The organism is Spirosoma sp. SC4-14 (genome assembly GCF_037201965.1).
Classification (GTDB): domain Bacteria; phylum Bacteroidota; class Bacteroidia; order Cytophagales; family Spirosomataceae; genus Spirosoma.
This window is the reverse complement of the sequence record NZ_CP147518.1, coordinates 531,400-556,958: the sequence shown is the minus strand read 5'-3', so window position 1 is coordinate 556,958 and position 25,559 is coordinate 531,400. Positions and strand designations below refer to the sequence as shown.

Annotated in this window: 18 protein-coding genes; 9 read left to right on the top strand and 9 right to left on the bottom strand. The window is 48.8% G+C overall.

Annotated features, from left to right (window positions below; genetic code table 11):
* Positions 1-8 precede the first annotated feature (8 nt).
* Positions 9-1,100, bottom strand: a complete 1,092-nt coding sequence (locus WBJ53_RS02350) for a glycoside hydrolase family 88 protein (protein WP_338877143.1) — start codon at positions 1,098-1,100, stop codon at positions 9-11.
* Positions 1,101-1,349: 249 nt separating this feature from the next.
* Between WBJ53_RS02350 and WBJ53_RS02345 the strand changes: the two genes are divergently transcribed.
* Positions 1,350-2,390: a T9SS type A sorting domain-containing protein gene (locus WBJ53_RS02345; RefSeq protein WP_338874437.1), complete on the top strand. Its 1,041-nt coding sequence runs from the start codon at positions 1,350-1,352 to the stop codon at positions 2,388-2,390.
* A 52-nt stretch (positions 2,391-2,442) separates the two neighbouring features.
* Here WBJ53_RS02345 and WBJ53_RS02340 read toward each other — a convergent pair whose 3' ends face one another.
* Positions 2,443-4,071 carry an amidohydrolase family protein gene (locus WBJ53_RS02340; protein WP_338874436.1) on the bottom strand — a complete coding sequence of 543 codons (1,629 nt, stop codon included), beginning with the start codon at positions 4,069-4,071 and terminating at the stop codon, positions 2,443-2,445.
* A 316-nt stretch (positions 4,072-4,387) separates the two neighbouring features.
* Between WBJ53_RS02340 and WBJ53_RS02335 the strand changes: the two genes are divergently transcribed.
* Complete coding sequence (locus tag WBJ53_RS02335; protein ID WP_338874435.1) at positions 4,388-5,347, top strand: hypothetical protein; 960 nt, start codon at positions 4,388-4,390, stop codon at positions 5,345-5,347.
* 18 nt (positions 5,348-5,365) lie between these two features.
* On the top strand, positions 5,366-6,148 hold the full coding sequence (locus tag WBJ53_RS02330) for a hypothetical protein (protein WP_338874434.1): 783 nt from the start codon (positions 5,366-5,368) through the stop codon (positions 6,146-6,148).
* Here WBJ53_RS02330 and WBJ53_RS02325 read toward each other — a convergent pair whose 3' ends face one another.
* The 7 genes from WBJ53_RS02325 to WBJ53_RS02295 all read right to left on the bottom strand — a co-directional run bounded on the left by WBJ53_RS02325 (position 6,149) and on the right by WBJ53_RS02295 (position 18,827).
* Positions 6,149-7,024 (bottom strand): metallophosphoesterase, encoded by an 876-nt coding sequence (locus WBJ53_RS02325; protein WP_338874433.1) that lies wholly within the window; start codon positions 7,022-7,024, stop codon positions 6,149-6,151.
* Between the two features lie 115 nt (positions 7,025-7,139).
* On the bottom strand, positions 7,140-7,862 hold the full coding sequence (locus tag WBJ53_RS02320; protein WP_338874432.1) for a hypothetical protein: 723 nt from the start codon (positions 7,860-7,862) through the stop codon (positions 7,140-7,142).
* Between the two features lie 4 nt (positions 7,863-7,866).
* Positions 7,867-9,135 (bottom strand): glycerophosphodiester phosphodiesterase, encoded by a 1,269-nt coding sequence (locus WBJ53_RS02315; RefSeq protein ID WP_338874431.1) that lies wholly within the window; start codon positions 9,133-9,135, stop codon positions 7,867-7,869.
* A complete protein-coding gene (locus tag WBJ53_RS02310) occupies positions 9,132-9,878 on the bottom strand; it encodes a hypothetical protein (protein ID WP_338874430.1) in 747 nt (248 codons plus the stop codon). Before WBJ53_RS02310 ends, WBJ53_RS02315 begins: the two co-directional genes overlap by 4 nt.
* Positions 9,879-10,053: 175 nt before the next feature.
* Entirely contained in the window at positions 10,054-13,512 is a 3,459-nt protein-coding gene (locus WBJ53_RS02305) for a VCBS repeat-containing protein (RefSeq protein WP_338874429.1), read from the bottom strand.
* Between the two features lie 137 nt (positions 13,513-13,649).
* Positions 13,650-15,503: a RagB/SusD family nutrient uptake outer membrane protein gene (locus WBJ53_RS02300; protein ID WP_338874428.1), complete on the bottom strand. Its 1,854-nt coding sequence runs from the start codon at positions 15,501-15,503 to the stop codon at positions 13,650-13,652.
* A gap of 18 nt (positions 15,504-15,521) precedes the next feature.
* Entirely contained in the window at positions 15,522-18,827 is a 3,306-nt protein-coding gene (locus tag WBJ53_RS02295; protein ID WP_338874427.1) for a TonB-dependent receptor, read from the bottom strand.
* Positions 18,828-19,367: 540 nt separating this feature from the next.
* Here WBJ53_RS02295 and WBJ53_RS02290 point away from each other — a divergent pair.
* The 6 genes from WBJ53_RS02290 to WBJ53_RS02265 all read left to right on the top strand — a co-directional run bounded on the left by WBJ53_RS02290 (position 19,368) and on the right by WBJ53_RS02265 (position 25,550).
* Positions 19,368-20,144 (top strand): FHA domain-containing protein, encoded by a 777-nt coding sequence (locus WBJ53_RS02290; RefSeq protein WP_338874426.1) that lies wholly within the window; start codon positions 19,368-19,370, stop codon positions 20,142-20,144.
* A gap of 67 nt (positions 20,145-20,211) precedes the next feature.
* Positions 20,212-21,150 carry a hypothetical protein gene (locus WBJ53_RS02285; RefSeq protein WP_338874425.1) on the top strand — a complete coding sequence of 313 codons (939 nt, stop codon included), beginning with the start codon at positions 20,212-20,214 and terminating at the stop codon, positions 21,148-21,150.
* A gap of 3 nt (positions 21,151-21,153) precedes the next feature.
* Positions 21,154-21,756, top strand: a complete 603-nt coding sequence (locus WBJ53_RS02280; protein ID WP_338874424.1) for an FHA domain-containing protein — start codon at positions 21,154-21,156, stop codon at positions 21,754-21,756.
* Between the two features lie 3 nt (positions 21,757-21,759).
* Positions 21,760-22,566: a PP2C family serine/threonine-protein phosphatase gene (locus tag WBJ53_RS02275; RefSeq protein WP_338874423.1), complete on the top strand. Its 807-nt coding sequence runs from the start codon at positions 21,760-21,762 to the stop codon at positions 22,564-22,566.
* Between the two features lie 3 nt (positions 22,567-22,569).
* Positions 22,570-23,346, top strand: a complete 777-nt coding sequence (locus tag WBJ53_RS02270) for a caspase family protein (RefSeq protein WP_338874422.1) — start codon at positions 22,570-22,572, stop codon at positions 23,344-23,346.
* A 14-nt stretch (positions 23,347-23,360) separates the two neighbouring features.
* Positions 23,361-25,550, top strand: a complete 2,190-nt coding sequence (locus WBJ53_RS02265; RefSeq protein ID WP_338874421.1) for a serine/threonine-protein kinase — start codon at positions 23,361-23,363, stop codon at positions 25,548-25,550.
* The last annotated feature ends 9 nt before the right edge of the window (positions 25,551-25,559 follow it).

Sequence of the window (25,559 nt, the reverse complement as noted above, 5' to 3'; positions counted from 1 at the left end):
TTATCGTATTATCGCAGTTTATAGACTTCACTTCCGGCAAGCAGAAAGCACCCCAGGCCATAATCTTCGAAATCGGGGGTACTATCGTACGTAACAGGCTGGCCATCTTTCGGCTCTTTGCCCGTTCCCTGCACATAACCCAGCTTCCCATCGGGGTGGACGCCTTCGGTAGCCATCGCATTCCAGGCTTTGGCTACGATTGGCAGGTAGGTTTTCCGATCCAGCAACCCTTTATTTACACCCCAGGCCATGCCATAAGTAAATAAAGCCGTTCCCGACAATTCTTTACCGCCGTAATTATTCGGATCATGTAAACTAACGTTCCAGAACCCATCAGCCCGCTGAAGTAATCCTAATGCCTGAATCATATCGCGATACATATGCAGGTACTCGCTGCGGTGCGGTGCATCGTTCGGCATTATGTCCAGAACACGAACCAGTGCCGCCACAACCCAGCCATTCCCCCTCGACCAGTAGCAATCTTTCCCGTTTGGCTCCTTATAGGGTGGTACAAAATCCTTATCGCGCCACCATAAATGATCAGTGGGGTTGTAGAGTCCGTTGCCACCATGCTGCGTTTTCGAGAACTGATAAATCTGATACATTTTCTCGAAATAAGCGTTGTCGGCATAAATAACCCCCAATTTAGCAAAAACAGGCATTGCCATCTGTAATGCATCAATCCAGTTCCAATCATCCACTGTAGAGCTGGCCACCATCGAGTCGATCGACAGTTTGATGTCGTGAATTCGTTCGGGCTTTTTATCGATCAGGTAGAGATCAATGTAGGTTTGTCCGCAGCACTGATCGTCGGCATTGCGCGTTTTTATTCCCGAACGCATTCCCCACCGGTGCTTTTCAGCCCAATCAACGGCATAGTCGTAATAACGTTGCTGCCGGTCGGTTTTATACAAGTCGATAAGCCCTTCGTAGTAAACTGCCCGTGTCCAGATATTACTCGGGCGCGTTTTGTTGGTTACAATTTCCTTTCCGGTATCCGGCCATTTTTTCATGAAGTAATCATTGGCCAGGGTCATTTTTGCCAGTATATCGCGTCTACGGGGCAGTTTCTGAGCACTGGCCCAAATGCCTGCAAACATGCCAATTAATAACAGGCAAAGAAATCGAACAGCAACTGTATTTTTCACAGATAAGGTAATTCGTAGAATCTTCAGGGTCTCCAAAAGTACTTCTCTATTTTCCGTTAACTCTCATGCACCTCCCTATCTCCCTGTGCTGGCCGACAAATTACTATATAAATATAAGGCTATAAATAAACTAAGGAATAATTTTAATATATTTACATACAAGCATTAAGCACGCAATTGTACCTATATCGGTTAAGATTTATGAAACACATTCTACAATATGGAGTTTTTCTCTGGGGTTGTATCAGTTCTGGTATAGTGGTTGCCGAAGCCAATTATGTCTACCATGAGCAAACTCAGAATACAATTACTTCAGGCTGTTCACAGCCATTTATGAGTGCTGCCACCAATGCCGTCTACGACAATATAGCCGTTACGATAGGGTTTAAAGTTGAGTATCAATTCTATACCGATCAGGTACGGGTTTACTATACAACAGATGGGAGTACGCCCTCAGGAGCCTACGGAACCGGGTCTGGTACCACACAGGTGTTGGTGGCCTCCTATGCCTGCACAAGCTCGGGAGTGGATGTATGCACAGCTACCATTCCAGCACTTCCTGCTGGCACCGTTGTTACCTACATTGTTAGTGCCTGGCATTCGGGAGGAGGTTCCGAAATATTCGGAAATGGACCAGGCAGTCCGTGCAGTTGCGGAACGCCAACCTCTTTGGCAACCAGCGCAACAGTTTTCCAGTATACTGTTCAGGCACCATTGCCTGTTTCGTTAACCGCTTTTTCAATAAAAGCGGTTCAACAGCAGGTTCAGCTAGAATGGACCACCACCAGCGAGCAGGATAATTCCCTGTTCTATATAGAGCGAACTACCGATCTGCGCTCGTTCGTTTCAGTAGCGCAAGTGGCCGGTCATGGAACAGTTTCTGCAAAACAGCATTATTACTTTACTGACGAAACCCCACTTAAAGGCATTAGCTACTATCGATTAAAACAGATGGATACTAATGGCCATTTCAGCTACTCACCCATTCGGAGCGTTATCATACGCGCTAATGGGGAATTAGTAATCATAAACCCGTTGGCAGTCGATCAAGTGACGATAAGTGGATTAGAAGATGCCTCGATACTGGACATAACAGATTTGCAGGGTCGTTTCTTTTTCCAGAAAACAGCGAACTCACCAACCGTAACGATCAAAACAACCTCATGGCCTAACAACCAGTATCTATTGCGTATTACAGAATCTGTTGGTACTCAAGCTCGAAAAATTATTGTTCAGCATTAACGATGTGAGCGATATGAACGAAGCTGTTCATATCGCTCACATCGTTAACAAATTAATTCTTACCACCAGACACCTTACCGGGTTTAGGTGTCATACCTGGCTGGGTAATCTCGAAATTTTCTTTCTGTTTGGCTTCGGCCACCATCTGACGAACGTCGGCCAGTAGTTTTTTAGCGTCATACACAACGCCATCTTTTACGGTATACGTAACTCCGCCCACGCGCTCCACTTCGTTCTTATCGTTCAGGTGTATGGCTCCAGTTCCGTAAAGTACTTTCAGATTGGCCAGTGGGTTCTGATCGACAATTACAAAATCGGCCAGTTTACCGACTTCAACCGACCCAATCTGATCGGTCATACCCAGTGCTTCAGCCCCTTTTAAGGTTGCCGCCCGAATCACTTCCAGCGGATGAAAACCAGCCTCACGCAGCAGTTCAAGCTCACGGATGTAGGCAAACCCATAAAGTTGATAAATGAATCCGGAATCCGATCCGGCCGTTACACGCCCGCCCCGATTTTTATACTCATTGATGAAGGCCATCCAGAGTTGATAATTTTTTTTCCAGGACACCTCCTGTTCAGTTCCCCACGAATGCCAGTAAGACCCGTGCGAAATTCGACTAGGGCCATAAAAACGCCACAAGCTAGGCATCGTATAGTCGTCGTGCCACTCGGCCCGACGAGCCAGCATCAGTTCGCGGTTGGCTTCGTAAATATTGAAGGTCGGATCGAGCGTAAAATCCAGCGCGATCAGTTCATCCATAACTTTATTCCAGCGTTCGCTGCCAGGTTTAGCCGCTTGCTGCCACAAATTTCCGGCCTCTTCGAACCGATTCTGTTCGTTATTATAGTTATAGGTAGCCGGGTAATTCTGAACAGTTTTATCGTCGAACAAGGCTTCTGGCAGCCCATACCAGTGTTCGAGCGATGTTAATCCGGCTTTTGCAGTTGCCAATGCATTCATACGTGCCACTTCCAATTGGGCATGGTGGCAGGCCGACCGTAAACCTAACTTCTTGTTTTCTTCCAGAGCAGCCCGGAAAATATTCGGCTCGGCACCAAAGAATTTGATACCATCGGCACCTCGTTTCGCATTTAGCTGCACCCACGCACGCGCCTGTTCGGGTGTACTGATCGGCTCTTTTGCACCCTGCCCGAACACGGTGTAGGCTTTGATTCGGGGGGCCGTAATTTCATTTCGTTCGCTTTTAGCCCGATGCTCAAGCACCCAGTCGAGGCCATTGCCACAAGATGGGTCCCGAATGGTAGTAATGCCGTGTCCGAGCCAGAGTTTGAACACATATTCGGCATTGGCTCCCTGCGCCTGTCCGCCAATATGCCCATGCATATCCACAAAGCCAGGCATCAGATACATACCTTCGCAGTTCAGTTCCTTGTCGCCGGGAGCCGCCTGCGGACGTCGTTTCGGATCAATGGGAACACCAGGATAGCCAACCTGCTGAATCTGCGCAATCCGATTTTTTTCGACCACGATATCTATTGGTCCAATGGGTGGCGCACCAGTGCTATTGACCAGCGTAACACCGCGAATGATGAGACGCCCAAAAGGTCCTTCGCCTTCGTGACGGGGTGGTGCTTTTTCGACCTGTGCCATCAGGGAGTGCATGGCAAACAAGGTGCAATGGAACAGAAGGAGCAGTTTTCGGTAAGGTTGTATCATAATTGAAAGAGTTTACGCTACGAAAGTTAACTAACTTTTAAATGCCAAACTCTTATGATTCTGCGTGATAACTAGCAATTTATTCTTTTTATGTCGGCAGGTTTACTTATACTGATTCCCATTCGACTTATCTGACTCAAACGGCTGGCAACCGGACTAAGGTCTGTTATCTACACGTCGAATGGCGTAGCTAGAAAATTCGGTGTAAACCTCTTCGAGGGTGCCAATTAATTGATAAAAGTGCATGCTGGTGGGGTTGGTTAGAATTGAGCAAGTTAGCTATTGTTAGTACTTTTGACAATCCGAATCAAAATCTATGTTCGTCCAGAAAAACTTCCTGCTCATCGTTCTGGCTCTGGCTGTTGTCTTCGCGTTTGCCATGAAAGCAACCATCTTTCAACAGGAGCCTGCCGTTAAAACATCGTCTGCCAACGAAACATCTGCTCAATTTGCCAGCTACTGGTTTACAGGCAAAGCCGAACTGAACCACTACGAGCTCGAACAGGCGCAATATGGTTCATTGAATCCGGGCGAAGCGGTCATGATTTTTGTAACAGAAGACTTCCGAACCGATAAGCAGGTAAAAGCGGAAACGCCCGCAAGCCACGACAAATCGATACCGGTACTTAAAACTAACCTGTCGAAAAAATTTGTGACGGGCCTTTACGATTATTCGCTGTTCACGTCGGTTTTCACACCCATCAACACCGGCAATGCGCCCCTGTTTCCGAATACGCTCAAGGTGAGCACATCGGCCCAGGAATGGTGCGGGCATAGCTATATTCAGCTCAATTACCGAAACAATGGCTACGAAATTACGGGCAAATCGTATTTCGAGAACGAAGCCAGCGAAGACTATACGGTTGGAAAGGCTAGCCTCGAAGATGAACTCTGGAACCGAATCCGGCTGAATCCTGAAAAGCTGCCTACGGGCGAAATTCAGTTAATTCCCGGCACAATGACCGCCCGACTGCGCCATAAACGACTCGAACCATTGCCGGCCAAACTACGAATAGAGAATTATGAAGGCATCCTTTATCCGGGAAAATACCTTAAATCGTACACCATCGAATACCCAACCGACGACCGAACGCTGGTGATCGTTTTTGAAAGTCAATTTCCACATAAAATTGTGGGATGGCGCGAAACCTACAAAAGTAAAGATAACCTTCTGACCTCCAGAGCCGTTTTAAAGAAAACCATTTTGACCGATTACTGGAATCACAACACCCCTGCCGACAGCACACTGCGGCAAACTTTTTTGTCGAACCAGTAACCGTCGGCTTACTACATCATGACACGTACGATCATTCTGAGCCGGGCATTGCTCGGTTTTTTCCTGATAAGCTTACTAGCCTGTTCTGGCGATAGCGATAAAGCAAGCGTAAACACCGAAGGGCCGATTTATACGTTGATTTTTCTGGATAAGACGCGTAGCGTAAATACGAACAAAGCGTTCGTTGCTCAAAAATATCAGCAAGCTATAACCGACATTATTGAGCAGAATATCCGCCAGAAAGGCGACCGGCTCGACGTTTATTTCATCCACGAAAATACGTCTAAAGCCCGCGCACTCAATATAACGGTACGCTCGGAAATGGACGATGTGTCGGCGGCTAGTCCAACCGACCGCGAAACGGCCGAAACGGAATTTGCTATGTCGCTCACGCGCGAAAAAACACAGATTCGGCAACGCGTCCTACAACAACTTGTCGCCCAAAACACGGGCTCATCGAACCGCGAAACCGATATTTGGGCGAGTTTACCCGTTATGGCCAAAGCCAACGAAACTGGTGCTACCGTGAAGGTCTATTACCTGAGCGATATGATTGAAAGCGTGAAAGGCCCCGGACGACGTGATTTTCAGATAACCCCTCCTAAAGATAATGCGCAGGCCGAACAATGGGCCAAAGCCGACGCCGAACAATTGAAAAAATACCAGATTGGCAGCCCCGATATTACCATGATTCTTCCCTTCGAACCAAACGCATCGGTAAAGGAAAACAACCCGGCCATAACGCAATACTGGCAAACGCTGTTTTCGGAGCTTGGCGTTGGGACAGTAGAGGAGCAGTAACTACGCAACCGGCACCTCGGCCGGTATTTCGAACTGATAGCCCTGGTCGAAACCCGAGAAATCGTTGCGCAGGCAGTAGGATATTAGCCGTAGGCCTTCTCCTTCGCGCCGGACGGCCAGATAATGAAACAGCGGTTTGTAGGTTGTGGCCAGATCGGGCAGACGGCTCGGCGACATATTGAGCGGTTGCCGAAGTCCACCGCCACCGCCAATAACCAGAAACTCTTTGCCATCGAACTGAAACCGCTCGAATGCGTGCGAATGTCCCGTAATAAATAACCGTCCTTTCTGCGATCGGGTATAGGCCGGAACAAATCGCTGCTGCACTAGTTTCGACGACCCCACCAGCCTACTGTTCGAAAAAGGCGCATGATGGCAAGTAACGATAACCACTTTCACCGCCAGATCGGCATCAAGCTCCTGGAGGGTCTGTTCGTACCACGTCTGTTGCTTAACCAGGTCGGCCACTGAGAGCGTACTGAAATTGGAGTTGAGCATCACAACAGCAATCCCATCCGTTATTTTTACGTAACCGGTTGGAATATGTTCTGGAAAGCGTTTCTGGAAATTGCGGGCCCCTTTGCGAGGGCGTCCCATCACATCGTGGTTACCCATGATAGCATAAACTGCGGTACCCACTTCGGTGCATTTTTCCAGAAACTGGTCAATAATTCGCCATTTGTTGTTTCGGTACCCTAGAGATACGATATCGCCGAGCCAATACAGCACATCAGGTCTAAGCCGGATGATTTCGGCAAAAATGGTGGTAGTTGCTTTTGTGTTCTGATGGGCTCGCAACACCAACCGCTCAACCCACATAGGAGCCTGCGTATCACTTAAAAACAGAATTTCTTTTTTAGAGTCTTCCTGATTCATAACGTACGATTACTTAATTAGTGAAAGAGCGAATGAGTGAATTAACAAACAAGTGATTTAGCTGGTGGGCGGGCAGACTGGCCTTCCACCTGTTCGCTCTTTCATTCTTTGTTATTTACCACGAAAAGGCCCGCCACATTAGTTGAAGTTCGGCCGTAAAAGCCGCATTTTCAACAGCGACAGCATCGAACCATTTCACTTCTCCGGCAACCCTAAAACGTCGTCCCAGCGGATAGGTATATGACGCAGCCGCCATCCAGCCCAAACTTATTGTATTCGACTCAACAATTCCGGCATAATCCAGCCGCGAATGATTGATATAAGCCCCCGTTCCGACGGTAATGGCCATCCGCCGAACCAGATTCCGTTCAAAGCCTCTGACCCAGGCCAGTGGCATGGAAAACACCAGCAACATGGGCACCGCCGACACATACACACGTGTTCGTACTCCATCAACGTTCCCCCGATACCGATACATGGTGGTCCAGCCTGTTTCCAGCCCAACCCGCAGCCGATGATCAGGATACCACATCACCCGAAAAGAGGATGGCGTTCCGAAACGACTGATACGAGCCTGCTCCAGATTGGAGGGAACACCCAGATGCGTCGAATAATAAGACAGCCCTCCTCCTATTGTTACAACAACCGCATAATCCCAGCGACGGGTACGAATCGAATCGGGCAGGCGCGGACGAAAGCGGGTCGAGTCGCCGGAGAGTCGCCAAACGCGCCGGATACGGGTCGAATCGGTCGTTCGCCGTCTTGACTGGCCATTGGCTGCCGTATGTATCACTAACAAAAAAACGGCCCAGACGATTAAATATAAATATTTTTTCATGTGATTACTGCTGTTCGGTGTAGTGATAATAGGCAACAACCGAGGAGTAGTTAGACAGGATGCCATCGAATGTGTTCTGAGCTATAAACTCCCGAATAAACTCCGGTTCATCGAGCGTCCAGACGAACACCGTCAGTCCGTCGGCCTGCATCGCCTTTACCTCATCAACCTGCGGGCCAAGTGTCCAGCGCGGAGCCCAGATACGAGCGCCTAAACTCCGGGTAAGTCCTGTATCGAGCTCGCAAAGAATTGGTGTATTGGACTTATCGGACAGCGCTTCGTACGACGACACGGCGTCGGTGCTGGGCAAACCTATCACAATACGCAGATCACGACGCGCCAGAATCGCTTTCTGGCGGTATTTCTGCTGAATGGCCTGTACCTTATCCATTGGGCCAATGTATTTGGTATCGAGCCAGACAAAACTCAGGGCTGTATTGTTAACAACAGTCTCGAGTGCTTCTTCCAGCGTTGGAATTTTTTCGCCATTAATGAGCCGAACCAGGCTGCTCAACTGCTGATAGGTATAATTTTCGACTGGTCCCGACAGGCCGTTTTTCTGGACAAGACGCAGATTAAGTGTATTGTCGTGGTAGAGAATCGGTACCCCATCTTTCGTATAGCGCACGTCGATTTCGATACCAGTTGCGCCCAGTCGCGACGCCAGCTTAATAATTTCTACCGAATTTTCGGATGCAGGCAGCAGATCTGACGTACGACCACCACTGCGATGAGCCAGAATAGAAAACGGTCGCTGGTTTAGTGGCCGACGGTAGGTAAACGTCACTTTTTGCGATGGGTTGGCTGTTTCGTTACCATAGAGGCCCTCCATCACTACGGTATCACCTTCGGCCAGTTGACCATTGAATGCCCCCAAAAGGCCCTTATGCCTGACTCGAACAGCTAATTGCAGCAGTCCCGTTCGCGTATTAATCAGCTTTCGCCAATAGCCCGTTGTCCATAAGCTATCGGCCTGTTGGTTAATTTCCAGATTACAATAGCCTGCATCAACTCCCGTAAAAACCGACAGATAGTGAGTTGTATCAGCCCCATTCAGTACATACGTCCATTTCAGCGCCACCTGCTCACCAAACAGTCCGGCTCCGTCGCTAACGCTGTAGACCCCATCTATAGCCTGCCGAACAGCCGGTGTAAACCGGCCTGCGCCCGGTTGGTTGGTAAAATTATAGGGCACTGGAGCTTCGTAGTCTTTCCTGCACCCAAAAAAAAGCAGAAACCCCAGACTGGTCAGGATGTAGATAAGCCGTTTCACAGGATAAAGCCAAAAATAAGTTGTGGATAAAACAGATTACGATCAAAGGTGTCGTAGAGCGACCAAAGCTGCCAATTGAAATTGGAATAAGCAGCCCGGAAACCAGCCGAAACATGGTGATTCTTATAAAAAGGCTGTTCGAGAATGATTGTGAAAGCAACGCCATTTACCTGTCGTCGATCGTAGACAACCGCCAGATTTCCAACCTTCGATCGGTAGTACAAATCCATAATTGCTTCGGCTTTCACGGTCAGTTCCAGATCGCGGGTCAATCGGTATCCTACCGACAGGTTCGGAAACGTTTCTATACCATAGGCCTGGCTGTTGAAAACGTCCTTAATTTTCAGGGCACCAAACCAGGCCGTCAGGTCATAGCCGGCAGACATATACAACCGATCGGTTAATGGCGTTGCCCAGCGTAGCCCCAGCCCCAGGTTGCTTTGCACGATCTGCGATTGGAGCCGACTAACCACAAACAAATGCTTTGTCAGCCCTCGTTGCACATTGAAATCAATAGCCGGAACACTTACCCGAATTTCTTCGGTAAGTTCGGGAGGGGTGGTTGTAAAAACGGCACCAATCGATTTTCGCCACTTACCAGGCGTTGGGGCCTGTGGGAAATAAATCTCTGGCTGATCGGGCCATTCGGAAGCAGGAATCTGTGCTCTGCAAACCGATAATCCGATGCTCATTAGCCCTGCAATCAGAGCAAACTTTCTAACTAATTCTGGAATGGTGGCCACTTGTGTACGGAATAAGAGTAATCGTACTGACCGAAATAAACTAGCGGAGTAACGATTATGTTAAAATTAACTTTTAATCCGTGGCTGGTAACTGGGTATTTGTCATTGGCAGAAAAAAAACCCTAAAAGGTTTTTGAAACCTTTTAGGGTTAAACGACAGAAAATCAACACCTTACTACTTTTGACTCATATAAGCCTGCAAGGGTTGCTGGTTTATACCAAACAACAGTTCATTGCCAATCGGCAAAACAGCCCTTACATCGCCAGCTAGCCGAAAACCAGATTGACGTTGCGGCACTGCCGTGAAACTTCCCTTACCATCGCCTTTCAGCAACAAACCAGCGTTGGCGTCCGACCGCCCAAATCGCAGCCGAACCTGCCTTGTGTTGCCACATAACAACAAATCTTTGTGACCGTCGCGGTCATAATCGAGCGAGGTAATGGTGAAAATAGGTGCGTTCTGGACAGCCAATGGCAATGGTTTTTCGGCCAACTTTCCTGTAGGTTTGCTGGCGAGTAAAACCGTCTGGAAGATATTGGCCGTTAGTTTAGGTGTATTGTTCAACTCCTCAGCCGTGAAAACATCGGTTAGCGTTGCGTTCGAGTAGCTGTCATAATTTGTGAACCGGTGGCGCAACATACCTAGCTGTTCGAGCAGTTCGTCGCGGGTTGCGTGTGGGTAGCTTTTGCCCTGGACGTAGAGACACAGAATCGGATCTATTTTACCATTGCTGTCAAAATCTTTGTAGTACAGTTCAGCCGGTTCCTGATCGCTGGCGCGGCATTGGGTGTTTAATCCCAGATTACCAACCATCAGATCGGGTCGTCCATCGCCGTTGACATCATCGACCAGCAGTTTGTTCCACCAGCCCCGGTATTCTTTTTCCAGAAAATTCGTTGTCTGATCGGTTAGCTTACCCTTATCGAGGCTCAATACTGTTATGGGCATCCATTCGCCAACAACCACTAGCTCAGGCTTCCGGTCAGCATTGAGGTCGGTCCAGGCCGCATCGGTTACCATCCCGATCTGCGAAACCATTGGTGCAAGCTGACTGGTTTTATCGCTAAAATGCGGCTGATTCCCCTGCCCATCGTTGATAAGCAAATAGCTCCGTGGCGTCTCCGGATACCGACCCGGCACTACGCGCCCACCAATAAACAAATCGGGGCGCCCGTCGCTGTTCACATCCATTATCCGAACGCAGGCAGCACTGGTCTGCATGGACGGCAGTGCTCCAGTTGTTTTCGTAAAATGACCTTTTCCATCGTTCAGATACAATCGGTCCTGCAGAAGTGGGTCACCGAGAGTCAGATTACCATAATAACCGCTACAAACGTACAGGTCCATAGCACCGTCGGCATTCACATCGAAGAACACCGCATCGGCATCGTTGAAAGCCTTATCGCTATCGAACGCGGGCTGCGCCGACTGGCTAAACTGTCCGTTGCGCTGCTGAATGAATAAAGCCCCAGCCTGATCGCTGCTACCGCCAGCATAAATATCATCGAGCCCGTCGCCATTGACATCGGCTTTCACTAAACAGGGGCCGTTGAATGACTGCGCATTGACCAGCAGCGTCTGGCGTTTAAAATCGTTGACCGGATTGACGGGGTCAGCAAATGCAATGGGCGACTTTACGGGCTGAAACAAGGCGGGCGCAGCCAGCGGAGTGCGATACGCCAGATGGGCATCTTTTTCCTGTAGAGTAAGCAGTTGGTCGGCTTTCGGATTCTGGAGCACCTGCTGTTTACCGGTTGGCCAAACGATTCGGAGCGAATCAATGCGCTCCGATGCCCCTAACCCAAAGTGCAGTTTGGGCGACACACTCGACTGATAGCCGCGGGTAGGCATTTGTTCCAGATATTGCTGTTTCCCGGCCTGATAGATCGTCACTTTTGCACCTACTCCCTGTGTATTGGCACCAGCTCCAATGAGCTTTACGGACAGATAATGGTATTTGCGCTCTTTATTGGTTTCGTTCTGAAAGATGAAAGCGGGCTGATTGGTATTGTTGACGATCAGATCCAGGTCACCATCATTGTCGAGGTCGGCATAGGCAGCGCCGGTACTGTTGGAGGTTTGTGTCAATCCCCAGGCAGCTCCTACGTTGGCAAAGGTTATTTCGCCCGACGCATCCCCTCCCCGATTACGAAACATGTAGTTCGCTACATTCGATGAAGGTATTTTATGAACGAGTTCCAGCACATCTTCGCGGCTGAAGTTGGCAGGTCGGTTCTGCATGTAATCGGTCATAAACTTCAGAAAGTCCTGATTAGTATAATCCCGAACATACCCGTTTGTGATGTACAGATCTTTCCAGCCATCGTTATCATAATCGGCCAGCAGCGGAGCCCAGCTCCAGTCGGTATTTGAAATACCGGCTAGTTGGCCAATTTCAGAAAAGTGAAGTCCCGCTGCCCCCAAAGGCGGAGTTTGACTAACACTTCTGGCTCCCCCTTTGGGGGCAGCGGGGCTTCCTTCATTAATTTGCAGCATATTCCGCATATGCTGATAGTAGAAGCCCGACGAAACGGCCAGATCGAACTTTTCGTAGTTATCAGGAGCCATCAGGAGTTTCTGCCGCCGGTTATCTTCGGGCAACATATCGAGCGTCAGAATGTCGGGCAGGGCATCGTTATTGACATCGGCCACATCATTGCCCATCGAAAAATGGGACGTATGGTTAATAGTATTTGCGAGTTGATTCGTGAAAGTTGGTCCATTTCCCCGATCGTCGTGATTGTTTAGGTACAGGTAATCGGGAATGGTATAATCGTTGGAAATGTATAGATCAGGCCAGCCATCGCCATTCAGGTCAGAAATACCCAGGCCAAGCCCATAGCTCAGTACCGAACTGCTCAATCCCGAACGTTCAGTAACGTCGTCGAACCGGTTGCCCATATTTCTGAGCAAGCGAACGCCAATTTCGGGGTTACTTTGTGCCAATAGAGCCGCCGTTGGTCCCGGATCGAGTACGGGCAACAGTCGGGGATTATGATTGAGGAGAAACAGGTCCAGGTCACCATCGCGGTCGTAATCGAAAAAAGTGGCCTGTGTGGTCTGACCAGGGCGATCTAAACCCCATTGTGCGGTCTGCTCCGAAAAATGGGGAACCCCCTGCGCATCGGAGCCGTCGTTGATGAATAGTTGTGGAACGCGTTTCTGAGGAGGTAAACTGCCCGAATAACAGACAAACAAATCGAGCCGCCCATCGCCATTGACATCGGCCATCGACGTGCCGGTTCGCCAGGGTCCTTCGCGTCCGGCAACGCCCGCTGTTGCCGTAACGTTTTTGAATTTCATGTTGCCTTCGTTGATGTACAACTGATTAGGCACCATGTTGCCACTAAAGTAAATATCGTCTAATCCATCGCCATTCAGGTCGCCAACAGCCACCCCACCACCATTATAGAAGTACTCATACATCAGCACGTTTGTGTTGAGGCCTTCGTTCAGTACATTGTTAAAATCAATATTGGTTTTTTCGGCAGGTAATACCGTAAATAGCGGAGGCTCCTGGTTGGCTTCGGTTTTATCGGTAGGGGCATGAGTACAACCAGCCACTAGTAAAACTCCGGCCAGCAGAATGGTGGAGGCAACAATTGAGGTCGTGTACGGCAAGGTTCCAGGCATAAGTACTTAAAAATAAAACTAAAAAATGTCAGTACCCAACAGGCAGGCACTGACATTTTCAAAAAACAGCGTTGGGATTAGTCAGTCGTCATTAACAAAGCGCTACTGACGACTGACTAATGCCCAGTAGTTCATAACTAGTAGCCAGGGTTCTGAATCAGCTTACTATTGCGGTTAATTTCGTCGCGGCTAATAGGCAGGAAGTAAATTTTATCGTTCCACTTCCGGTTTTCCTTACCCGTTCCCAGATCCTGTACACTGTACGTATAGGTGTAGTTGTCTTTACTATACTTATACGTCGTCACCGTCTTACCAGGTTTAAGTTTCCCTGCTATCACAATAATTTTCGCCTGTTGTCCCAGCGCTTGTGGTGCTATCATCCAACGACGAACATCATAAAACCGCTGGTCTTCAAAGAGCATTTCGATGTTCCGTTCGTTCTGATAACGGGTCATCAGGGCGGCTCCCGTTTCGGTCATGGCGGGCATACCGGCCCGGAACCGTACCCGGTTGATCCAGGTTTTGGCTTCCTCATCCTGCCCCAGTGCCATACAGGCTTCGGCGTAGTTCAGTACTACCTCCGTGTAGCGAATCTGAATCGATGGCACTTCCTGACGTGTATTCATATCGACCAGCGTTGGGTCGGGGTCCATAAACTTCCGAATACCATAGCCGGTCCAGGTACCATTCCAGTTTTCGATGGTGCTGTTGCGCGTGTCCAGTCCAGCGTAGGGTGTAACGGTACCGCCACCTGTTCCGGTTTCATAAAAGCCCATCTGAATTTGTCCAGCCGGGTCGATACCTGCTCCGTCGGGCGTGCGGGGTTTCCACTGTGCGCCATCATACAGAATGGACATATAGAAACGAGGATCGCGGTTTTCGTAGGGCGCAGATGCATGGGTTGGATTCTTCCAGTCGAACTTCGTACCGTCCATCATCTCATAACTATCGACGAGTTGCTGGGTTGGTTCACTGGATGTCCAGCCATGATAGCCATTGGGCATATTGTTACGTGGATACCACGAACCCCAGTCGTCGGCCGATACCCGAATGTAGTATTTCAGGAAAATACCGTCGGCTTCGCCACCATTGCGCGACAGCGATAAGTTGAGGTAGTTCTGTTGACCTTCTGTGGGTGATACCGGCGCTGCCAGATTGAGCTTGTAGCCATATTGATTCAGGTCCATAACTGCCTTCGCGGCATCTTTTGCTTTTTGCCAGCGGGCGGTCCGGTCGCCACTTACATAACCCAGCAGTTCGGGATTCGAGAAGCTGGCGATCACGCTCGATTTGGCTTTAGCCGTCGGAATATCGTGCAGATCACTAGCCGCATACAGCAATACACGGGCTTTGAGCGCCATAGCTGCTCCCATGGTTGCCCGACCCGCTGCCAATGTTTTGCCCTTCAGCAGGATAGCGGCCGAATCCAGATCGCTAACAATAGAGTTGACACACTCTTCATACGTATTCCGGGCAATCGTAAAATCGCCTTCATTCAGTGTATACGCCGATTTAATGAGTGGTACACCGCCGTAATAACGTAGCAACTGATTGTAGTAGTAACCACGCAGGAAATACATTTCGCCTTTCATGCGGTCAGCGATGCCATTTGTATTGTCGAACTTAGGCTTGGCCAGATTCGCCAGAGCGATATTGGCCGCCCGAATGCGCTGATACATGGCGCTCCATTCCATCGTGCTTTTGATTGTTCCCAAATTCGATGGGCTCACGTTGGCTTCGTTTACATCCTGCTTACCGAAGCTGTAGAGTGCGTTATCGGTCTGGCAATCGAAGCTCATCTGGTCCAGAATACCATCACGCAAACCGTTGTAAACATCCGTCACAAACGCTTCTGACAGCGCTGCGTCCGACCAGACAGCGTCGCCCGACACCTTATCGAGTGGCTTTGTGTTCAGAAAGTCGGAATTACAACCTACCAGCGTCACGCCAAGAAAAAGGCCAAACGCCAGGCATTTTAGAATATACTTCATACTGTTCAGATTAATCGTTTAGAAACTGAGTGACAAACCTGTATTGATAATGCGTGCCTGCGGATAGTACTGCCCATTTGTCGTACTTGACGTTGAACTAGCTCCACTAGTTGATTCAGGATCAAGTATGCCTTTTAGGGCAGGCGCGTACGTAGCCAGGTTTAAACCATTCACATAAACCCGCAGGTTACTCAGGCCAATTTTACCAGCAATGGTACCGGGCAGCGTATAGCCAAGTTCCAGGTTCTTCAGACGAATGTAGTCAGTACTCTTCATCCAGTAAGTAGTCCCATTCGAGAAATACTGGTTGCTCCGGTCAACGATTCGGGGATCAGTCGTACTTGGATTATCGACCGTCCAGCGGTGATCATAATTGTATTTCAAGAAGTTACCAATCGTACCCGATTCGGTTTGCAGGAAGATTTGTCCTCCGGCAGATGCCTGGAACAGTACGCTCAGATCAAAGCCTTTCCAGCGTATGCTTGCGTTCAGACCGCCCTGAAAACGAGGCAGGTTGTTTCGATCGGCCCGAACCCGGTCATTGGCATCAATTTTCCCGTTACCATCGATGTCTTTCAGCTTCATATCGCCAGGGCGCAGTGTGCTGGCACCTACCCCACTATAATCGATTTTATTCGCATCGATATCGGCCTGCGTAGCAAAAATGCCATCGTACTGATACATCAGCGTGCCATTGGCCTGGTTGGGATCGTTTACGTTCGTTGGGATTGGCTTACCTGTCGAACGTTGCCATTCCGGTGCCCCTGGGGTCTCATCCCAGAACGTAATGGTATTTTTGGAGTAGCCACCGTTGACACTAACGCTATACTTTACCTCACCAGCCTGACCATTATAACCGACACGGAACTCATACCCTTTGTTGCTTACTTTACCGATGTTAGTAGCGGGCAAGGTTGCACCTGTTGTTTGCGGAATTGAAGCACTTTTCCGCCACAGGATGTTCGACCGTTTGTTCTGGAATACGTCAAACTCGAAGAAAATCTTACCGTTCAATGCCGAACCTTCCAAACCAATATCGGAATTATTAGCAACCTCCCAGGTCAGGGTTGTATTCGGCACGCCGTTTTCATAAAGCGTTTGAGCAACCTGATTACCAACCACATAACCCCAGTTCGAATTAACTACGTCACCGTAGGCATACGTCGGCAAGTAGTCATATTCACGTAACGAACCATTGAAATAAACCTGGTCATTACCCAACTGTCCCCACGATGCCCGCAGTTTGAGTGAGCTAATTGCTGGCAGACTCTTCTTGAAGAAGTTTTCTTCCGAGATACGCCACCCCGCCGTTACGCCAGGGAAGAAACCCCAGCGGCTGTTCGATGGGAACATATACGAACCATCATAACGCCATAAGAATTCGGCCAGGTACTTCTCTTTGTAGTTATAGGCGGCCCGACCGAAGTAACTCATCCGGGCCCGTTCCCAGGCGGCAGTGGTATTGCTGTTCTTTTCAGCACTACCGCCTGCAAACAATTGGTCGATGGCTGTCGAAGCGAAATATTTCCGGTATCCCGAAAATCCGTTAGAGTTCGATTGTTCTTTCGTAATACCCCCCAGTATCGTAATGGCATGATTGCCACCAAATACGTGGTCGTAGGTCAGAATACCCGAAAGCAGAGAGTTGAACTGATCATTGGTATACTGGTTCAGGGTCGCCTGTGCGGGCCCTTTGGCAACGCGCTGCAGAATTGGCTGATTGTTTGCATCGTAGGATGTATAATCCCAGCTATAAACGTACCAGGGCGTCTGCCAGGTTTTACCCTGCTGAATGTACTTATCCAATGCCACACTACCCGTTAATTTCAGGCCAGGTACCCAGGGGTTTGTAATGTTCACACTGGCATTACTTTGCAGATAATAACGCGTGTCTTTATCATAGCCCGTCGCAGATGTAGTCACCAGAACAGGTTGCTGACCATTTTCAATATCGGGAGCAGGCAATCCGTTTGGCCAAAAGGCAGGCTTATTTGGATAACCCCGCATCAGCATTCGGAAGATAGAGCCAGCACTAACCGTTGGGTAAAATCGATTTTCCTGACGACCAACTACCCCCGTTACCAGATTGATATACTTACTAACCTTGGCATCAAGGTTCAGACGGAAATCATACTGTTTATAGCCCGTTGCCGAGTTTTTGTAGTAAGCATCCTGATTCTGATAATTGGCCGATACCAGATACTTAACGTTTTCGCTCCCACCTACTAGCTGTAACGTATGGCGCGATTGTGGCGACCAGGGTTTTAGCGCTGCGTCGAACCAGTTCGTATTTGGATATTTCCAGGGATCTGAACCATCCTGAAACTTCTTGATTTCATCGGGCGTGTAGGCTGCTTTGGCAATACTTCCGTCCGGTAGCGTATAGCTCCCTGTTGAGGCAAACGCTGCCGATGCGTCTTTCCAATACTGTGGCTTTAAGTTATAAAGATTAATCTCGTTGTTTATCTGCGCATATTCGGCCGCCGATGCCATTTTCGGAATAACCGTTGGCTGCGCCCACCCCTGGTTGAAATTATACGACAGTTCAGGCTTACCAGTCTTTCCTCGCTTGGTGGTTACCAGAATTACGCCGTTGGCTGCACGAGAACCATAAATGGCAGCCGATGCATCTTTCAGGACCGAAATGCTTTCAATATCGGCAGGATTCAAGCGGTCGATGCCACCGGCCCGTGCTGGTACCCCGTCGATAACGATCAGCGCATCGTTATTACCGAGCGTATTCGACCCCCGAATCCGAATGGCCGACCCATCAGCACCGGGCTCACCACTACGATTCGTAGCAATAACCCCCGGCATGCGACCAGCAATGGAGTTGGTTAGGTTAACCGCTGGCGATTTTACCAAATCAGCTCCTTTAACAGTTGCTACGGCACCTGTTACTGTTTCTTTCTTTTGTTCACCATAACCGACAACAATGACTTCGTTCAGCATTTTATCATCTGAAGCGAGCGTAACGTTTAAAGAAGAACGTCCATTGATAGGTATTTCCTGCGAAGTAAAGCCAATGTAGGAAAAAACCAGCGTTGCATTGGCATTTGGCACATTCACCGTATAACCACCTTCGGTTCCTGTAACCGTACCGGTTGTTGTGCCTTTTACCAAAACACTCACCCCCGGCAGCGCTAACCCCTGACTATCAACAACTTTACCAGAAACTTTTGACTGAGCAAAAGCGCTAACTGAGCACAACAAGCAAAATAGCAGCAGGATATTCGCAGTATTTTGTCGGGATAGCCTCCCCTCTTGCAGACAAGAATCCCTTCGCCTACAAAGGAGCCCCTTGTGGGTAGATTGTTTTTCCATAAAATTATCCTGTTTTTGTTCAATATGGAAAGTAAATTATAAGGTCAATCTACTGACTGTATATTAATAAGCATATAGTCTTTTTTACCTTATTTTATCTTTTTAAAAGCGTATTTAATACATATAAGATCAAAAAAGAATCATTTAAGGCTTTATTCACCGTATTTATACCCTATTCAGTAGGTTTGTAAAAATTTCACTAAGTATTACCTATAGTATGCCAGATGAGTAAATAAGGCTATAGGTAGCCATGCAGACCAACAAAATGAGGTATCTATAGATAGTCAATCCGTATGTTCAAGTAAACATATCTATTGTTAATTAGGCATTTAACCCTACAGGTAACTTACTACCTAAGCTCATTTAGAGGATCAATAATCATCAAATAGAATTGACATAAGTCTATTTCGTGCAATGAAAATCACATACAAGCCTATATACCTTCCACTAAATAAGTAAACTTACACTTGCAAAAAAATCACCTTTATCAGACCTTGCCAGCTTTCACGCCATCGTAACTATTATCCCAGGGTATACGGTATGTCTCTTCCCAGAATCGATGACAGTCAGCTAACTAGCCTGATCGACAAACTAAGCCAGTTGCCTGTTTATAGCCTTGGTCGAAAAATTGATAATACCCTCGTTGTTGAGGATAGAAAAGTAAGCGGCTATCATGCCCGGCTTATTCAATGTACCCCGGACACGTTTGTGCTCGAAGATCTGGACAGCAAAAATGGCACGTTTGTCAACGGAAGTCGAATTACCCGGAAAATAATTACAACAGCGGATACGATACAATTAGCAGAAACCACATACAGTGTCGAGCAGCTACTTACACTATCAGCCAATAAACCCGTAGACTCATCCGTGTTTGCTGAGCCTACTCCGCAAACACCGCCCAATTTTTCAGCCTCCTCATTCAATAATCTCGACTATACAGCCGAATTTGCGGCCTTACAACTCGTTTTTGATCAATATCCCAGTCTGCGACGCGACTGTCGAAATCGCGAAAAAATGATCCGGACGGGGAGTGTCATTCTTTCTTCCGTTGTTGGCATAAGCACCGTATTGGCAACGGGAGGAACTGCGTTCCCTCTACTCCAGATAATGTCGGGAGCCGGTTTGAGTATGCTGGTTCCAACGTTATGCTCTACGCTCCTATCGACAGATGAAAAACTCGAACTGATAGATAAGGAATTTCGCGAAAAATATCGGTGCCCTAATCCCGACTGTCGCGACCCGTTCGGCATGCGCGAATGGGAGTTGCTGGCCAGGCAGAAAACCTGTCGACGGTGCCAGGCCATCTGGGCAAAATAAACCTACCATTCACCTTTTCGTCTCTGCCCCGATAAAGAGGTGTTCATCAATCTTACTCCTACTTAGTATGACACTCATTCATATTCCATCCGAAAACCAAACCGATCCATTCGCCATGCCACGACCATCTGCCACTCCTACGTCTGGTCTCGACAAAAACCAAAAGAAAATGCTCGGCATCTCGGCTGCCGCCCTCCTTTTAGGAGGTTCGGCCTGGGCTATTGTTCAAAAAACCAAAAATCTTCCCAATAATCCAGCCGATCCCAACGAAGCTCCTACCGGGGGTTCGGAATCGTCAATCCTGTTACCCGACGATATTGACGTAGCCGGAAAAGTGACTGATAAGATGTCTTTTGAGCAGGCGTTCGAAGCGGCACGGAAAGAGGTCGGGCTGGGCGGTGTTTTTAGCTGGCATGGCCGCTGGTACAATACGTTCGAAAAAGAAGAATGGCGTAGTCTGTCGCTGGAACAACGGCAGGAATTTACCGAAATGGTGGCTCAGGAACATCTGCCCGTAAAACCGTTTGCAACAGTTAGCACCCCAATAGAGGTAGCCAATGTCAGCACAGAACCAACCCTTATTGAAGGGCATCTGAACGGGCAACGGATCATGGGACTCGATTTCGATCACGATGGCGTCATCGACACGGTGGTGATGGACGGAGCCGATGGCTATACCTATCGGATTGTAGATGCAACAGGCGACGAAGGCCTGGATACATTCTACCGCTATGATGCCCTCAACGGCGAACTGGTGGAAATAGAAAAACTCGACAACCCGTTTGTACTCAGCAACGATCAGTTCAGCCAGGGTTTGGAAGAAAGTATGTCGAAAGAAATAGTCGATTCTATTCTTGACGACGGCACTTCGGATACGGATTCGGTAATGGCCGTAGATGAAACCATTGACGAGCCCGACGCAGCCGATGATCAGGGGTTTTCTGATTCGTACGATACGGATGATACCTACATCAACGATGGCAACGTAGCGGACATGGATGAATAAATCATGAGTGGATTCCGAACAACGCTGATTAACTGTCAGCAATGCAACCGCCGGATTATGGTTCGGGCCTCCGATGCTCAACGCGGGTCGATTGTTTGCTCGCATGTGGGGTGCGGAGCCGTCAATATCCTGCAAACAGCATCGTACTACGACGAAAACCTTGTACGGGGCCTGCCTGGTTTCGGTCAGCTAACCTATGCCAGTTCGCCCGACATAACCTATCCACTTCAGTTTGGCAAAAACATAATCGGCACTTCCGAAACCTGCACCATTCGGGTTGAGCGCTTTTTGCACGAAGGCCGATGTTTCATCAGCCGACGGCATTGTACACTGACGGTAACCTTCGATAAATGGACGGGCAAACTACGCTATCAGATTCAGGACGGCACCACCGATCCCAGTACGCATGAGATTCATACGAGTCTGAATGGAACGTTACTCAATGAAATGCCACTACGAAAAACCGAAATTATCGATGTAGACGATGGCGGAATTATTACGCTGGGCGGAGCCGACCGGTTCATTTTAAGGCACTTTGCTCTGAATCCGGATATGCTGGCTACCTATAGAGTTGATTTGGCCTTCAACCCCGACCGTACCCAATAAATTATGCATATCGATACATCTACACCTGTTGCGTTTTCTCAGATTGGGCAACGTGTTATCAACCAGGATGCGCTCTATCCCGCCGTTGGGCATACCAGCGGGCAGAGCAGTCTCTTCATCGTTTGCGACGGGATTGGCGGTACCGATAAAGGCGAAGTAGCCAGTCAGTTGTTGTGTATGAGCATTGCCAATTATGCGGTATCGATGCATAATCCGGTTTTCGATACGGTTCATTTACAGGCAGCACTCGACCAGGCATATGCTGCTTACAGCCAGTATATGAACCAGCATCCCCTCGTTGGCCGAATGGGCTCGACGTTAGCACTGGTTCAGCTCCATCAGCACGGCGTTACGGTAGCACACATTGGCGACAGCCGAATTTACCAGTTCCGAAACGGTAAAATAATCTTCCAGTCCCGAGATCATAAACAGGTCAATGATATGGTAGAGGCTGGCATCATTACGGCTACCCAGGCCCTTACGCACCCCTGGCGCAACCGGCTCAGCCGGGCCGTAACGGTTAGCTCAGACAACCCAACGGGGGCATTGGACCGACCAATGGCCGACATTAGTCTTCTGACCGACATTCAGGCTGGCGATTACTTTTTCATCTGCACCGATGGTGTGCTGGAGCATCTCGACAACGATACGCTCGAAACAGTACTGGCAACCAATATGCCCGACCAGGCCAAAATTCATTCGTTGGTAGCGTTATGCGATGGCCGGACAAAAGACAATTATTCGGGCTACCTGATCGGAATCCGTAACGTACTACAGACAGAACCTAAGCAGGTTTCTACAATTTCTTAACCGATGCTCATTAACACGCTAATCTGTTTAGGAATACTTGGTAGCTGGCCATTCTATGAACCACCGGGCAATACCTATGCGGTAGTTGTCGGAATTGCTGATTATCAGGCGCTGACCTATAGAACAGGCGATCTGCGGTATGCCGACAAAGACGCCCGGCAGATGGTTTCGTATTTCCGAAGCAAAGCGGGTGGCAATGTCCCCGCGAATCACATCCGATTGCTAACCAACCAGCAGGCTACCTATCAGCAGATCAGGGAAGCTTTATCGCTTTTTAAACAAGCCAAACCCGGCGACCGGGTTATTTTCTATTTTTCGGGACACGGGTTGCCCGAAAGTTTTGTACCCTACGATGTCAGGCCCGGCAACCGGCAAAAACTACTTTCTTATCAGGCCATTAAATCAGCTTTTCGGGACTCAAAAGCAACCACCAAGCTATGCATCGCAGATGCCTGCCTGGCCGGAGGATTAACCAAACAGCAACGCCAGAAAACGGCTCAGATCACCGCCAATGAAGATAACAACCACTACGTAGCCATGTTGTTGGCCAGTCGGTCGACACAATATGCGGTTGAGGACCAGCGGCTGCAGGGTGGCGCTTTCACGTATTATTTGCTCAAAGGCTTAATGGGGCAGGCCGACCTCGACGGCAACCAGATTGTAACAATTCGCGAATTGCACCAGTATATAGCACCCCGCGTAAAACAGGCCACCCGCAGCCGGCAAACGCCTGTTTTTTATGGTAAATTCCCCGACAAACTGGCCTTATCCTATCTGTAACGTAATCCCCAACTATGAGCCAAACCTTTACTACTTTCCGGGATTTCAGGCAGCGCTACCCGATCCGGCCTAACGATCCGGGCGCCCTTTTGGGAACGGGTTCCTACGGGCGGGTTTTTAAAGTTGAAGATCAGCTCGAAACAGAATGGGTAGCCATTAAGATCAGCGAATTTAAAGGCAATGATTCGAAGTCACTGAAAGCCGAAGTCGAACTGGCCCGGCGTATGCCACGCCAGGCGAATATTGCCCGTTACGACGCCTGCTACCGCATCGAAACAGATACTAGCATCAGCGACTTCGCCATCATGAAGTTCTATGCAGATGGCAATCTGGCCGATTTACTACGCCGGGAGATCCTTACAGCAGATCAGGTTTACGACATTACGCGGGGCATTCTGCTTGGGCTTCAGCATTTGCATCGGCACCGGGTGGTTCACCGCGACTTTAAACCAGCCAACATTCTTATTTCACGCGATAATGCAGGACGATTTATCCCCAAGATTGCCGATTTCGGATTAAGTAAACTCGTTAGCGACGACGAACTCGATAGCTCCGATTTCGACCTGAGCGATGGCCGTGGTACGCCTTCCTACAAAGCACCGGAGCAAATTGAAGGGAGCCGGGTTAGTTTCAACCTCGACCTGTGGGCCTTTGGTGTCATTTTGTATGAGATGCTTACGGGCGAAAAGCCATTCCGGTCCGACCTTCGGAATAGCAGCGAACAATCGGTACGGCGCGCGATCGAAAAGAAAATTATTACGGTAGAACTTCCCGAACGGTTGACTACGATTCAGGAGCCGTACCAATCCATTATCAGGCGCTGTCTGGTACGCGATATTCACGAGCGAGCCCGCAAAGAAACCGAATTGCTCGATCTGCTCGACGGCATTTCGCAATCGCTGGCAGAGGCCATCGATCTCCAGAATCAGCAACGCTATGAAGAAGCGCTGACACGATTTGAGCAAATTCTTGCCAAACGAGAGCACCATCTGGAGGCCCAAACCGGTGCAGAGGCTTGTAAACTGGCAATCAACAGGCAAATGCTTCATGGCCTGCTGGCTAAAGCCAACGACTTACTGACCAGGCAGCAATACGAAGAGGCTAAAACCGGTTTCGAACAGCTTCTGCAACTCGCGCCCGAAATGCCAGAAGCGGCCCGTGGCCTGGCTTTCTGCATCGAACAGCTTCGCCCTAAACCCGTACTTGTTCATGAACAGGAGCAGCCAACCGACGTTTATCAGGCCGAAAAGACTGATTTATACTTAGCTTCTGGTTCCACGGTAAAGCCGTTGATTGTTTCAGAACAAACACTCCCTACCGATATTTTTCCGGTTACAACATTCAATGAGCCGCCTGCGCTATTGAATACATCCGTCGAAAGTAAGCCGATCGCGTCGCAATTGCCACCAGCGTTTCCGTGGCGGGTTGTAGCGCTAGGTGCCATTGGTCTGGCAATTGCAACGGCGGCTGGCTTTTATTTTATTCCTGACCAATCGGACAATGGCCCTGCCAGGGTAGTGGAGTCATCAACGATAGGAACTACCCTAAACACGAAAGAAAATGCAGCGCCGGAATCAGGAAAATTACCCGCTCAACCGAACGACAATAACGCGAAAAGCACCCTAAACGAACAGATTAACCTGGCTCTGCGTAATGCCAGACGTGCCTATGCACAGAAAGAATACAAGCAGGCACTATCGCTGATAACCAATGCGTTCCGACTCGATCCAACCCGCCAGGATGTGATTGCCTTTCGGACTACAATACAAGAATCCATAGCACATCCACCTGCCGAGCCAACCAAAGAAAATAGTCTTACGACATCATCTGTACCAGCATCGGCATCGCCAGAACCCGAAAAATCAGCCTCCCGTGAACCTGCCCCTACGAACAATACGGAATCGATCAGGCAGCAGGCCCAACTGGAATATGATCAGCTAATCGACGAAGGCATCAAGACTATTGCCCAAAGCAATAACAAGGCAAAAGCGATTGGCAGTTTTTCGAAAGCGCGTGAACTGGCCAAAACAAACAATTTGAATACAACTCAGGCCGACGAAGCCTATAAGGTATACATGACCAAAGCCAACAGAATTTTCGACAACGACGAATATGAAGGTGCACGCGAGTGGTTTAAGGTGGCTCAGGCCCTGAAAGACACTCGCGAAGTCCAGATTAAAATTAAACAATGTACGAACCAATAACCTACACCT

Coding starts and splice junctions, on each gene's coding strand:
- WBJ53_RS02350 (WP_338877143.1), bottom strand. CDS start 1,100: ATGTTTGCAGGCATTTGGGCCAGTGCTCAGAAACTGCCCCGTAGACGC.
- WBJ53_RS02345 (WP_338874437.1), top strand. CDS start 1,350: ATGAAACACATTCTACAATATGGAGTTTTTCTCTGGGGTTGTATCAGT.
- WBJ53_RS02340 (WP_338874436.1), bottom strand. CDS start 4,071: ATGATACAACCTTACCGAAAACTGCTCCTTCTGTTCCATTGCACCTTG.
- WBJ53_RS02335 (WP_338874435.1), top strand. CDS start 4,388: ATGTTCGTCCAGAAAAACTTCCTGCTCATCGTTCTGGCTCTGGCTGTT.
- WBJ53_RS02330 (WP_338874434.1), top strand. CDS start 5,366: ATGACACGTACGATCATTCTGAGCCGGGCATTGCTCGGTTTTTTCCTG.
- WBJ53_RS02325 (WP_338874433.1), bottom strand. CDS start 7,024: ATGAATCAGGAAGACTCTAAAAAAGAAATTCTGTTTTTAAGTGATACG.
- WBJ53_RS02320 (WP_338874432.1), bottom strand. CDS start 7,862: ATGAAAAAATATTTATATTTAATCGTCTGGGCCGTTTTTTTGTTAGTG.
- WBJ53_RS02305 (WP_338874429.1), bottom strand. CDS start 13,512: ATGCCTGGAACCTTGCCGTACACGACCTCAATTGTTGCCTCCACCATT.
- WBJ53_RS02300 (WP_338874428.1), bottom strand. CDS start 15,503: ATGAAGTATATTCTAAAATGCCTGGCGTTTGGCCTTTTTCTTGGCGTG.
- WBJ53_RS02295 (WP_338874427.1), bottom strand. CDS start 18,827: ATGGAAAAACAATCTACCCACAAGGGGCTCCTTTGTAGGCGAAGGGAT.
- WBJ53_RS02290 (WP_338874426.1), top strand. CDS start 19,368: ATGTCTCTTCCCAGAATCGATGACAGTCAGCTAACTAGCCTGATCGAC.
- WBJ53_RS02285 (WP_338874425.1), top strand. CDS start 20,212: ATGACACTCATTCATATTCCATCCGAAAACCAAACCGATCCATTCGCC.
- WBJ53_RS02280 (WP_338874424.1), top strand. CDS start 21,154: ATGAGTGGATTCCGAACAACGCTGATTAACTGTCAGCAATGCAACCGC.
- WBJ53_RS02275 (WP_338874423.1), top strand. CDS start 21,760: ATGCATATCGATACATCTACACCTGTTGCGTTTTCTCAGATTGGGCAA.
- WBJ53_RS02270 (WP_338874422.1), top strand. CDS start 22,570: ATGCTCATTAACACGCTAATCTGTTTAGGAATACTTGGTAGCTGGCCA.
- WBJ53_RS02265 (WP_338874421.1), top strand. CDS start 23,361: ATGAGCCAAACCTTTACTACTTTCCGGGATTTCAGGCAGCGCTACCCG.